Source organism: Streptomyces sp. NPDC051286 (assembly GCF_044455345.1).
Lineage (GTDB): Bacteria > Actinomycetota > Actinomycetes > Streptomycetales > Streptomycetaceae > Streptomyces.
The window spans coordinates 37,845-49,702 of record NZ_JBITER010000005.1 but is presented as its reverse complement, the minus strand read 5'-3'; the positions used below and the strand labels follow the sequence as shown (position 1 = coordinate 49,702).

The following is an 11,858-nucleotide window of genomic DNA, read 5'->3' as shown; positions in this document are numbered from 1 at the left end:
AGGGTCCCCGACATGACCGAATCCGCCGAGACCACCGAAGACGAGGGCGAAGGCAAGCGAGCCAAGCCCCGCAAGCGGGTGAACTACGGAGCGGGCCGCGAAGCCCTGCTCGCCGCCGCCGTGCGGGTGGTGGCCCGCGGCGGTCTGCGCAAACTCACCTACCGCGCGGTCGCGGAGGAGGCCGGGGTCACCCACGGCCTGGTCGTCCACCACTTCGGCTCGCGTGACGCCCTCATCGAGGAGGCGCTCACCCACGCCGTGCGCACCAGCCTGAACACCAGCGCGCTGGAGCCCGGCACCGGCAAGGTGGCGGACTTCTCGACCGAGTTGTCGGAGATGGTCACCGCTGATCCGGACATCCAGGTGTTCCAGTACGAGCTGCTCCTCGAATCCCGCCGCCGGCCCGAGCTGCTGCCACCGCTGCGTGCGCTGTACGACGAGTACTTCGCGGCCACCCAGCGCGAGCTCACCCGCATACTGCCGGGCGGTGCGAACCCGGCGCTGATGCGGTTGGTCTTCGCCGCTCTGGACGGCCTCGTCCTGCACCAGCTCGTGTTCGACGAGCCGGCGGTCACCGACGCCGCCCTGGAGGAGCTGAGGGCTCTCCTGCGGCTGCTCGACACCGACGGGAGTGCCGAAGGGGACCTCTGACCACCACCGGCACCTCGCGAGGCCCTGGACGCTCGGCGTCCAGGGCCTCGTTTGATTCCGCACCGGAGCCATCGCCGTACGCGACCAGGCGAGCACCATGCGTGAGGAGCGGTGCGATTCAGGGGCTCTCTCGCCTCGCCTCGCCGATGCCGCTTCGATTTCGGCGCCGTGAGGAGTCGGCAGCGCGGCGGGAATCCTCTTCAACCTCTTGCCAAACGGATAGTTCACGCCCAGGATGAGGCAACTCGTTTGGCCTGAAACAAACTACCCCCTCCTCATTCCCCGGCAGGTGATCCGAGTGGACAGTCAAACGGTCGCAAGGCAACAGACCGTGCAGGACGCGCCCACCTCAGGCAAGCTCAAGCCCAACGCCCTCGGCGTCCTGGGCATCCTCTTCTTCGTCCTCTCCGCGCAGGCCCCGCTGACCGGCATCGCCGGAGCCGCCCCGATCTCCGTCGGCCTCGGCAATGGAGCGGGCGTACCTGCCGCGTACGTCGTCGCCGGTCTGATGATCCTGCTGTTCTCGGTCGGCTTCGTCGCCATGGGCCGCCATGTCGTGGACACGGGCGCCTTCTACACGTACATCGGCAAGGGCCTGGGCCGGACCGCCGGATCCGGCAGCGCGGGCGTGGCCCTGTTCGCCTACTGCACCATCCAGGCCGCCATGTACGGGCTGTACGGGGAGCTGGTGAGCGGCCTGGTCTCGCACTACGCGGGCCTGGACACGCCGTGGTGGGTCTGGGCGTTGGCCACGATGGTGGTCGTCCAGGCGCTCGGCGCCGCCGGCATCGAGATGGGCGCCAAGGTCCTCGCGGTCTTCGTCCTGGCGGAGTTCAGCATCCTGCTCGTCTTCGCGCTGGTCACCTTGTTCAAGGGCGGCGGGCCCGAAGGGCTCGGCTTCACCCAGAGCTTCTCGCCGACAGCTGCCCTGCAGGGGGCTCCCGGAGTGGCAATGATGTTCGCCGTGGCATCGATGTTCGGCTTCGAGGCCACCGCGATCTACGGCGAGGAGGCGCGCGAACCGCGCAAGACCGTCCCCCGGGCCACCTACCTGTCGGTCGCCGTCGTCACCGGCTTCTTCGCCTTCACCTCCTGGATGCTCATCTCCTCGTACGGCGCTTCGCACGCCACCGCAGCCGCCGGAAAGGCACTGGAGAGCGGCGACGCCACGGCGTTCGTCTTCAATCCCGTCGCCGACCAGTTCGGCGGATGGACTTACCACGTACTGCCGGTCCTGCTCGCGACCTCGCTCTTCGCGGGCATCCTCGCCTTCCACAACTCGGCCAACCGCTACCTGTTCTCGCTCAGCCGTGAGGGGCTGCTGCCCCGCAAACTGTGTGCGCTCAACCAGCGCCGTTCCCCCTGGGCGGCCGGCAGCGTACAGACCGCGATCGCGCTGGTGCTGGTCGCCCCGTTCGCGCTGCTGGGCAAGGACCCCGTGCTGACGCTCTTCTCCTGGTTCAGCGGAGTGGCCGTCCTCGGGATGATGCTCCTGTATTTCCTGACCTCGGTCTCGGTGATCGTCTTCTTCCGGCGCGAGCGCCTCGACACCCGCCCCTGGAACACCCTGATCGCCCCGGCCCTCGGCGCGCTCGGCCTCGCGGGCGCCATCTGGCTGATCCTCGCCAACTTCACGACGCTCATCGGCGGTGACCCCGGCACGGCCACCTGGCTCGCGCTCAGCGTCCCGGTGGTCCTGGTCCTGGGCGCCGTGGCGGCACGGGTGGTGCGCGGCAAGGCGGCTGTGACCGCCTGATCGTCCCTCCCCTGCGGCGCGCTCCCGCCGAACGGCCCCGGGCGCGCGCCGCAGGGGTGTCGCCCCTGAACGGCCGACATCCTCACCCACCACACCGGAAGGTGCTGATCGACGAGGTCACCGCGCTGGTGCTGCCCGGTCCCGTACGACGCGCATCGGCACGCCCACATCAGACCGACCGGCAGTAGGGGAGCGGCGTCGCGGTGGCTGGCACGCACATCTGCGGCGTTGTCGTCAATCACCATGGCTCCGCCATGCCTCAATCCTCCGCCTTGCAGCTGTACGTGCCAGCCACCGCTCCTTCCCCCACTCCCCTACTGCCGGTCGGTCTCAGCCGGCGGAGTGGGCCACCCGGTCCAGGAAGCCGTCGACGAGGTGGCGGGCATGGGTGCGGGCGACGGATTCCATGGCGCGGCTGCGTACGAGCAGTTCGTCCGGGTCGACTCCGTGCCGTACGCACTGCTCCGCGCCGCCGAGGTCGACCCACCCCCGGACCATCGCCGTGGTGACCTCAGGGTGGAACTGCACGCCCAGCGCTCGCCCCGCCCGGAAAGCCTGCGTGCACACGGTGTTGCGGGCCAGCGCCACGGCGCCGGGCGGCAGGACGCAGCGGTCGTAGTGCCACTGGAACCACGGCCCCGGCGGCACCAGATCGGGGACCTCGGTCTCGATCTCCGTCCATCCGATCTCGGGCCGCGGGGAGGCTTCCACCGAGCCGCCGAGGGCGGTGGCGAGCGCCTGGGCACCGAAGCAGACGCCGAGGACCGGGATATCGAGGTGGTGGGCCTTGCGCAGCAGCGCGAGCTCGCCGCCGATCCAGCTGCCGATGGCCACGTCGTCGTAGACCGACCAGGGGGCACCGAGGGACACGATCAGGTCCCAGCCATCGGCGTCGGGGAAGTCGAACTCCACATTCGGCGCGTGATGGCGGGACTCGGGCACGACCGTCACCGTGGTGAGTTCGTATCCGCGCTCGACGAGGCGGTCCCCGACTCGCCCGGGCTCCGTCACATGGTCGTGCTTGATGACGAGTGCGCGCACGATGGGCGCTCCCTTCCTCTGTCCATGGACCCGCCGGATCAACCCGACGAGGCCAGTCGTATGGGTCCAAATGATACGCAGAACCCGCCTCCCGGAAACCCTTGCGAGGGGCCGTTCACCGACATATCGTTTGAGCCCAAATGTATTGGATGCGACCTGGAGGCCACCCATGCCGGATGTCACCCATGAGGAGTGGCTGCGCCGAGCCGAGGAGCTGGACCTGTCCGGGGTCCACCACATCGACGGCGCCGACGAACCCGGCGGCGGTGGGAGCTACACCGTCGTATCTCCACGCAACGGCCAGGTGCTGACCCAGGTCGCCGACGGAGGCCACGCGGAGGTGGACGCGGCCGTGGCCGCCGCCCGCCGGGCCTTCGACTCCGGTCCCTGGCCGCGCCTGGCGCCCGCCGACCGCGGCCGGGCGCTGCTGCGGATCGCCGATCTGCTGGAGGAGCAGCGTGACCAGCTCGCGCTCACGATCAGTCTGGAGATGGGCAAGCCCATCACGGACGCGTATGCCATCGAGCTGCGAGCCGCGATCCATACCTTCCGCTGGTACGGACAGTTGGCCGACAAGATGACCGACGAGTCCCCCCGCACCGCCCCGGACGCGCTCGCGCTCGTCACCCGGGAGCCGGCGGGCGTCGTCGGCGCGGTGGTGCCGTGGAACTTCCCCCTGACGCTCGCCTCCTGGAAGGTCGCGCCCGCACTCGCGGCCGGCTGCACCGTCGTACTGAAGCCCTCCGAGAACTCCCCGCTGTCCGCCCTGCTGTTGGGCCGCCTCGCAACCGAGGCCGGGCTGCCGCCGGGCGTCCTGAACGTCGTCACCGGCGACGGCCCCACCGCCGGGCGGGCGATCGGCCTGCACCCCGACGTGGACGTCCTGGCCTTCACGGGGTCGACCGCCGTGGGACGGCACTTCCTGCGCTACGCCGCCGACTCCAATCTCAAGCGTGTCTGGCTGGAGTTGGGCGGCAAGTCGCCCAACATCATCCTCCCGGACGCCCCCGACCTGGAGAAGGCCGCGGCCACCGCCGCCTGGGGCATCTTCTTCAACCAGGGCGAGATGTGCACGGCACCCTCGCGACTGCTCGTCCACTCCTCCGTCGCCGAGCGCGTCACCGAGGCCATCGTGGAGCGCGCACGGAAACTGCGAGTCGGTGACCCCCTCGACCCCGCCACCGAGATGGGCGCGCTGGTCGGCGAGGGACACCTGGAGCGCGTACTGGACCACATCGGGACCGGCCTCCACGAGGGCGCCCGGCTGCGGACCGGCGGTGACCGCACACTGGCCGAGTCCGGGGGCAGCTTCCTGCGGCCCACCGTCTTCGACCGGGTGGACCCCGGCATGCGGTTGGCCCGGGAGGAGATCTTCGGCCCGGTGCTGTCCGTCCTCCCCTTCGAGGACCTCGACGAGGCCGTCGCGCTCGCCAACGCCACCGAGTACGGTCTCGCGGCCGGGCTGTGGACGTCCGACCTGTCCACCGCACACCGGGTCTCCCGCGCCCTGAAGGCCGGGACGGTCTGGGTCAACTGCTACGAGGAGGGCGACCTGACCGTGCCCTTCGGCGGGATGAAGCAGTCCGGCAACGGCCGCGACAAGTCCGCGCACGCCCTGGAGAAGTACACCGACCTCAAGACCACCTGGATCCAGCTGTGAGACCGCTCATCGCCATTCCGGCCCGTTTCTCCGCGTCCACCTCCGCCCTGCGGTACGCCGCCGAGGTCAACGCCCGGGCGCTCGTCGACGCGGTGTGGCGAGCGGGCGGCGAACCTGCGACCATCCACCCGCACGCGCCCGGAGGCACCGCCGACCCCGCCGAAGTGGCCGCCCGGCTCACCCGCTTCGACGGCGTCCTGCTCCCCGGCGGCGGCGACCTCGCCCCGCACCGCTACAGCGATGGCGAGGCCCACGACAGCGTCTACGACGTGGACGACGAACAGGACGGCTTCGACCTGGAAGTCGCCCGCCGAGCCCTGGACGCGGGCCTGCCGACGCTTGCGGTCTGCCGCGGCCTGCAGGTCGTCAACGTCGCCCTGGGCGGCACCCTGGAGCAGGACATGGGCGGCCCGCAGCGCGAGCACCGCCACGTCGTGCACCCGGTGGCGATCCAGCGCGGCTCGCTTCTGGGGCAGGCCACCGGAGCCGAGAAGGTGGAGGCCTCTTGCTACCACCACCAGCGGGTGGACCGTACCGGCGTCGGCCTCACGGTCGCCGCCCGCGCCGTCGACGGGACCGTGGAAGCCCTCGAACTCCCGGGCCTGCACGGCTGGTTCGCCGCCGTGCAGTGGCACCCCGAGGACACCGCCCACGAGGACCCGGCCCAGCAAGGGCTCTTCGACGCCCTCGTCCGCGCCGCCCGCGGCCGCCGCTGACAGCCATGGTTCACGAGCCTTGGTTCACGCCTTGGGGCGGCGTCCGCTGCGGCGCGGCGCGGGTTCGGCGCCGTCCAGCAGGGCGAGGCGACGCTCCTCGCCCTGCTCCTCCACCTGGAGCACGACCCGGCGCAGCCCCTCCGCGACACTGCGGCACTCCTCGTCGCTGAGCCGCCCGGTGACAAACGCCTCCTCCTCGTTGAACTGGGGAAACACCCGTTGCATGAGCTCCTCGCCCTCGTCGGTGAGGCTGAGCAGCACCAGCCTCCCGTCGGTGGGATGACCGGACCTCCGCACCAGCCCCCGCGCCTCCAGAGTGCGCGAAACCCCGGTGAGGGTCCCCTTGGAGATGCCCGCTTCCTCCGCCACGTGCCGTGTCTCGGACTCGCCCCAGATCCACACCACCCACAGCACGACGAACGCCGTCCAGGTCAGCTCGGACCCGCGCAGCACCGAGTTCTCCAGGTGCTGCCGGACCGCGGAGGCCGCGCGGTAGATATTGGCCACCACGGCCATCTGCTCGTGCCGGACCGGAATGCCGCCCAGCTTCGCGCCTGCCAGCTTCTCGGCTTCGGTGATGGATCGTTGGCCGGGCACGGGCACACCCCTTCGACGCCACTGCGGCGCGTTGGATCGACAGCATCGTTCGGGATCAAATTGTACGGAGTTCCGGGCGACAGGGCATGTGCTGATGATGTGCCTCGAAACCATGGGCGGACTCCCCTGCTTCGGCCGCACCACGGGAACGCGCTGCTTCAGCAGTTCGCCCTCCGCCGTGCGGCGGGCGTCGACCCGCTGGATGCCGTGCGCGAGGCCGTTCCACTCCACGAACCGCCGGGCGAGAACTCCGGATCCGCCGCGGTCGGTTCACACGGCTCCAGCACCCAGCGCCGCCGCGTCGCGCGGCTGACAGAGCGCGACATCGTCGAACGGCTACGAGGCACGCCATGCCCCGTACGGCTATCGCATCCGGGACAGTGCGGTGACGGATCCACCGCAAGGGCAGCAGGAGCGCCCGTGAGGCCCTCACCCCTGAACCGTCCCCGTCCTGGCATCCGCCCCCGGTCGGGCAGGTGGCGAGGACCGCCCGGGGCGGCGGGTACCGTGGAACCTGCCGATCTCGTGGACCTCCTTGCGGGCTGCGTGACCCCCCGTAGGAACAGATGAGGAACCGATGACGACGAACCGCGGACGCAAAGACGTCATCCGCGACCGGATGGCCGCCACCGGCGAGTCGTACAACGTCGCCGCCCGCAATCTGAAGGCGATGAAGGACATGGGCGCCACCCGTGACGCCGTCCTCACGCAGCGCTGGCGCCCGGCGGACTCGCTCGACGTTCCGTGCCCCTGCGGCGGGACCTGCGAGCCCGGCGAGACGTGCGACCACTGCCACGCCCGGCACCGGCATGTGGCGCGCTACCCCGGCAGCGTCACTGATGTGGAGACCTGGGCCGACCGGTACGACTGCATGGGGTGCTCGGCCTCGTACACGCTGACCGTCGTCCTGCACGGCCGCCCCTGGGGTGTCGCCGAGACGGTGGTCCAGGGCGGGGCGGCCGAGCCGGTGGTCAGGGCGCGGGTGTTTCCCGGCGTCGCCCACCCGCTGCTGCGCCCCGAGAGCCCCGAGGACGACTGACCGGCTGCGGGAGCGATGAGGCGGTCGCCTCTCGAAGTCCTTCGGGGGTTGGCGTGGAGTCCGATGAAAGTCGCAGTGGCGTCGTGTCGATCCGCGGCCGCGCCGTTCGACCTAGGGGTGAGAGGGTCGAGGGACGACCCTGTACACAGGAGGCCGAAGATGGCGAAGTACATGCTGATCATGCGCGGCACGGACGAGTCCATGGCGAAGATGATGGAGACGCCCTTCGAGGAGATGCTCGAGACGGTGGGCCGCTTCAACGAGGAGCTGATCCGGGCCGGCGTGCTGGTCGCCGCCGAGGGGCTGGATGACCCGTCCCAGGGCGTGGTGGTCGACTTCAGCGGCGAGACGCCGGTGGTCACCGACGGTCCGTACGGCGAGACGAAGGAGCTGTTCGGCGGCTTCTACGTGATCGACGTCGCTTCGAAGGAGGAGGCGGTCGAGTGGGCCAAGCGCCTCCCGGCGATCACCGGCTCGAAGTGCGAGATCCGCCGGGTACCTGGCATCGACGAGTTTCCGCAGGACAACGAGTGGATCGCCAAGGAGTTGGCGTGGCGTGAGCGGACCGGCCAGCTCTGATGGCCGGTCCAGACGCGGAAGGCCCGCCGAGCCGACAGACGGCTCGGCGGGCTGTGGAGGCCGTATGGCGGATCGAGTCCGCCCGGATCGTCGCCGCGCTGACCCGCTACACCGGGGACTTCGAACTCGCCGAGGACGTCGCCCAGGAGGCGCTGGCCGAGGCGCTCGTCAGCTGGTCGCGCGAGGGTGCGCCGACGAACCCGGTTGGCTGGCTGCTCGCCGCCGCGCGGCGGCGGGCGATCGACAACTACCGCCGCCGCGCGGCCCTCAACGAGCGGTACGCCATGCTCTCCGGCCAACTCGCCGAGGGAGAGGCGAGTTCGGGCGCGCAGGCCCCGCCGGAGCCGGCCGACGACCTGTTGTGGGATCCCGACCAGGTGGACGACGACGTCCTTGCACTGATGTTCATCGCATGCCACCCTGTGCTCTCGCCCGAGGCGCGAGTGGCGCTGACGCTGCGCGCGGTCGCCGGACTGGCGAGCGAGGAGATCGCCCGCGCGTTCCTGGTGCCCGTGCCGACCGTTCAGGCGCGAATCACCCGGGCGAAGAAGACGATCGCCGCGGCGGGAGTGCCGTTCGGACTGCCGCCGGCCGAGGAGCGCCGCAGGCGCATCGGCGGGGTGCTGAGCGTGCTGTACGTGATCTTCACCGAGGGCTCGACGGCGACCGCCGGCGACAACCTGCTGCGCCCCGACCTCGCCTACGAGGCGATCCGGCTGACCCGGATGCTGGCCGCCCTGCTGCCCGACGAACCGGAGGTGTCCGGGCTGCTGGCGCTGTGCGAGTTGACGGCCGCGCGCTTTCCCGCCCGCACCAGCCTCGATGGCGAGCCGGTGCTGCTCGAGGATCAGGACCGGCGCCTGTGGGACCGCTCCGCGATCCGCCGCGGCCTGGCCGCGATCGGCCGGGCCGCCGCCGTCGGACGCGGACTGGGGCCCTACGGGCTGCAGGCGGCGATCGCCGCCTGCCACGCGACGGCCCCCTCGGTGGCGGAGACCGACTGGGAGCGCGTCGTGCTGCTCTACGAGGCGCTGGGCCAGGTGGCCCCCTCCACCGTCGTCGAGCTCAACCGGGCGGTCGCCGTCGCGATGGCGACCGGGCCGCAGCAAGCGCTCGCCATCGTCGACGAACTGGTCGCCACCGACCGCCTGTCGGGATCGCACCTGCTCCCGAGCGTGCGCGGCGAACTGCTGCGCCGGCTCGGCCGGACCGGCGAAGCCCGGGCCGAGCTCGAACTCGCCGCTCGCCTGTGCCGCAACACCCGCGAACGGTCGGTGCTGCTGCGCAAGGCAGCCACGCTCTGGTCGGCCCCGGCCTGACGAAGGACGTGGACGTGTCCGGGCTGACGGCCAACGCGCTGTGGGAGGCGGTCACCGGCAACTCCTTTCGCTGCCCGAGATCGGCGGCCCGGTCGGGTACTCGGGGTGGACCGCCGTCGGCATTCGGCTGGCGGTGGTCGAGCCGCGCATCGCGGCCGCCGGCTTCTTCGCCGGGGGGTACGTGCCTCGCGCCCAGCGCGAGGAGGCCCGGCAGGTCACCATTCCGCTGCTGTTCCTGCCGCAGTGGGACGACGAAGGGAACCCCCGGCAGCGGGCCCTGGACCTGTTCGACGCCTTCGGCAGCAAGGAGAAGACGCTGCACGCCAATCTGGGCGGACACATCGGTACCCCGTGGTTCGAGGTGGAGGACGGGGGCCGGTTCTTCGGCCGGCACCTGAAGTGAGGCCGGGCCGTCAGGCCGGCAGCAGACGGTAGGCGGTGTCGGCCTGAATGCCGCTCATCGAGGACAGGTCCCGGCCTTCCTCGATGGCGGTGGCCGGCAGATGCCCAACCGCCCCGATCGCGGCGGTACCGGCCATCGGCGGAGACTTGGCGTGCTCAGGGAGTTCCCGCCGGGCGATGTCCGCGGAGCGAGCCCGGCAGATGGCCGGTACGCCGACGGGGCGGCGTCCTCCGACGTGGTGCCGGTGGACGCCGCCCCGGGTGGGACGAGGTGCGGGAGACGGCCCGCGTGTTCATGCCGATTACTTCGGGTCGCGCTTGAACGAGGCGGTCGACCAGCGGTAACCGAGCGCCGCGAGCACCAGGCACCAGGCGACCGCGAGCCACCCGTTGTGGCCGATCTCGGTGCCGAGCAGCAGGCCGCGCAGGGTCTCGATGGCCGGGGTGAACGGCTGGTACTCGGCGATCGGCTGGAACCAGCCCGGCATTGCGTCGATCGGGGTGAACGCGCTGGAGATGAGCGGCAGGAGGATCAGCGGCAGCGCGCTGTTGCTGGCCGCCTCGGCGTTCGGGCTGGCCATGCCCATCCCGACCGCGATCCAGGTGAGCGCGAGGGCGAAGAGCGCGAGCAGCCCGAACGCCGCCAGCCACTCCAGGGGCGAGGCGTCCGTGGAGCGGAAGCCGATGGCCACGGCGACGATGCCGACGAGGACCACGCTGGCGACAGACTGCAGCACGCTGCCGACAACGTGCCCGATGAGCACGGAGCCGCGGTAGATGGCCATGGTGCGGAAGCGGGCGATGATGCCCTCGGACATGTCGGTGGCGACGGACACCGCGGCCCCGATGACGGTGCTGCCGATGGTCATCAGCAGGATGCCCGGGACGACATAGGCAATGTATTCGGAGCGGTCGGCGCTGCCGCCGCCGATGCCCGCGCTCATCGTGTCGCCGAAGATGTAGACGAAGAGCAGCAGCAGCATGACCGGGGTGAGCAGCAGGTTCAGGGTCAGCGACGGATAGCGCCGCGCGTGCAGCAGGTTGCGGCGCAGCATCGTGGACGAGTCGCGCACCGCGAGGGAGAGGGAGCTCATCGGACATCCTCCTTGGTCGTGCTGGACTGGGCCGGCACGTTGCTGCTGGTCAGAGCGAAGAACACATCGTCGAGGTCGGGGGTGTGCACGGTCAGTTCGTCCGCCTCGATGCCGGCCGAGTCCAGCCAGTCGAGGATGGAGCGCAGCTCGCGCTGGCTGCCGTCGCTGGGGATCTGCAGCGACAGTGCCTCGTCGATGGGGGTCCCCCCGCGCGAGCGAAGCCGAGCGTGGGGGAGGGTGGCCTCGCGCAGGGCGGAGGCGGCCGACTGGTACGCCGCCGGGTCGGAGAACCGGATCCGGACGTGTCCGCCGGGGATCAGCCGCTTCAGCTCGTCGGCGCTCCCCTCGGCGACGATCTTGCCGTCGCTCAGTACCGCGATCCGGTCGGCGAGCTCGTCGGCCTCCTCCAGGTACTGGGTGGTGAGGAAGACGGTGACACCGCCGGAGACCAGGTCGCGGATGATCTGCCACATGTTGTGTCGGGCGCGCGGGTCGAGGCCGGTGGTCGGCTCGTCGAGGAAGATGATCCGCGGGCTGCCGACCAGGGTCATGGCGATGTCCAGGCGGCGCTTCATGCCGCCGGAGTAGGTGGAGGCGGGCCTCGATGCGGCCTCGGTGAGGTCGAACCGCTCCAGCAGCTCGGCGGCGACGCGCCGCCCCTCGTGCTTGGACAGGTGGTGCAGGTCCGCCATGAGGAGCATGTTCTCCTCGCCGGTGATCAGCCCGTCGACGGCGGAGAACTGCCCGGTGACACCGATCGCGGCCCGCACCGCCTGCGGATCGGCGGCCAGGTCGTGGCCGCCGACATGCAGGTCGCCGACGTCGGCGGAGATGAGGGTGGACAGGATCTTGACGGCGGTGGTCTTGCCGGCGCCGTTCGGACCGAGCAGGGAGAAGACCGTGCCGGCCGGCACCGCCAGGTCGATGCCGTCGAGCACGACCTTGTCGCCGTAGGACTTGCGCAGCCCGTTCGCCGCGATGGCCAAGCTGGTCATGAGGGGTGC

Annotated in this window: 12 protein-coding genes and 1 pseudogene; 8 read left to right on the top strand and 5 right to left on the bottom strand. The window is 70.9% G+C overall.

Annotated elements, in window-relative coordinates; genetic code table 11:
* The first annotated feature begins 12 nt into the window (after positions 1-12).
* Positions 13-651 (top strand): TetR/AcrR family transcriptional regulator, encoded by a 639-nt coding sequence (locus ACIBB8_RS07415; protein ID WP_398949467.1) that lies wholly within the window; start codon positions 13-15, stop codon positions 649-651.
* A 298-nt stretch (positions 652-949) separates the two neighbouring features.
* Positions 950-2,407, top strand: coding sequence for an APC family permease (locus tag ACIBB8_RS07410; RefSeq protein WP_398949466.1), 1,458 nt, complete (start codon positions 950-952; stop codon positions 2,405-2,407).
* 330 nt (positions 2,408-2,737) lie between these two features.
* Here the strand turns inward: ACIBB8_RS07410 and ACIBB8_RS07405 are convergent, their stop codons facing one another.
* On the bottom strand, positions 2,738-3,448 hold the full coding sequence (locus tag ACIBB8_RS07405) for a type 1 glutamine amidotransferase (RefSeq protein ID WP_398949464.1): 711 nt from the start codon (positions 3,446-3,448) through the stop codon (positions 2,738-2,740).
* Positions 3,449-3,617: 169 nt separating this feature from the next.
* Here ACIBB8_RS07405 and ACIBB8_RS07400 point away from each other — a divergent pair, with 169 nt between their 5' ends.
* Together ACIBB8_RS07400 and ACIBB8_RS07395 are read left to right on the top strand one after the other, a co-directional pair.
* Entirely contained in the window at positions 3,618-5,108 is a 1,491-nt protein-coding gene (locus ACIBB8_RS07400) for an aldehyde dehydrogenase (RefSeq protein WP_398949463.1), read from the top strand.
* The gene (locus ACIBB8_RS07395) at positions 5,093-5,824 is read left to right on the top strand and encodes a gamma-glutamyl-gamma-aminobutyrate hydrolase family protein (protein WP_398949698.1); all 732 of its coding nucleotides are present in this window, start codon (positions 5,093-5,095) and stop codon (positions 5,822-5,824) included. Before ACIBB8_RS07400 ends, ACIBB8_RS07395 begins: the two co-directional genes overlap by 16 nt.
* Before the next feature lie 24 nt (positions 5,825-5,848).
* Here ACIBB8_RS07395 and ACIBB8_RS07390 read toward each other — a convergent pair whose 3' ends face one another.
* Complete coding sequence (locus ACIBB8_RS07390; RefSeq protein ID WP_376662989.1) at positions 5,849-6,421, bottom strand: MarR family winged helix-turn-helix transcriptional regulator; 573 nt, start codon at positions 6,419-6,421, stop codon at positions 5,849-5,851.
* Between the two features lie 577 nt (positions 6,422-6,998).
* On the opposite strand from ACIBB8_RS07390, the gene ACIBB8_RS07385 reads away from it, so the two are divergent.
* From ACIBB8_RS07385 to ACIBB8_RS07370, 4 genes and pseudogenes are all read left to right on the top strand, one after another.
* Positions 6,999-7,460: a hypothetical protein gene (locus tag ACIBB8_RS07385; RefSeq protein WP_398949462.1), complete on the top strand. Its 462-nt coding sequence runs from the start codon at positions 6,999-7,001 to the stop codon at positions 7,458-7,460.
* 159 nt (positions 7,461-7,619) lie between these two features.
* Complete coding sequence (locus ACIBB8_RS07380) at positions 7,620-8,039, top strand: YciI family protein (RefSeq protein ID WP_398949461.1); 420 nt, start codon at positions 7,620-7,622, stop codon at positions 8,037-8,039.
* Entirely contained in the window at positions 8,039-9,358 is a 1,320-nt protein-coding gene (locus tag ACIBB8_RS07375; RefSeq protein ID WP_398949460.1) for an RNA polymerase sigma factor, read from the top strand. Before ACIBB8_RS07380 ends, ACIBB8_RS07375 begins: the two co-directional genes overlap by 1 nt.
* Before the next feature lie 61 nt (positions 9,359-9,419).
* A pseudogene (locus ACIBB8_RS07370) lies at positions 9,420-9,761 on the top strand (alpha/beta hydrolase); the annotation flags it as partial.
* Positions 9,762-9,771: 10 nt separating this feature from the next.
* Here ACIBB8_RS07370 and ACIBB8_RS07365 read toward each other — a convergent pair.
* The 3 genes from ACIBB8_RS07365 to ACIBB8_RS07355 form a co-directional block, all read right to left on the bottom strand.
* A complete protein-coding gene (locus ACIBB8_RS07365; protein WP_398949459.1) occupies positions 9,772-9,897 on the bottom strand; it encodes a hypothetical protein in 126 nt (41 codons plus the stop codon).
* A 165-nt stretch (positions 9,898-10,062) separates the two neighbouring features.
* The gene (locus tag ACIBB8_RS07360) at positions 10,063-10,854 is read right to left on the bottom strand and encodes an ABC transporter permease (RefSeq protein ID WP_398949458.1); all 792 of its coding nucleotides are present in this window, start codon (positions 10,852-10,854) and stop codon (positions 10,063-10,065) included.
* Complete coding sequence (locus ACIBB8_RS07355; RefSeq protein WP_398949457.1) at positions 10,851-11,849, bottom strand: ATP-binding cassette domain-containing protein; 999 nt, start codon at positions 11,847-11,849, stop codon at positions 10,851-10,853. Before ACIBB8_RS07355 ends, ACIBB8_RS07360 begins: the two co-directional genes overlap by 4 nt.
* Positions 11,850-11,858 lie beyond the last annotated feature (9 nt).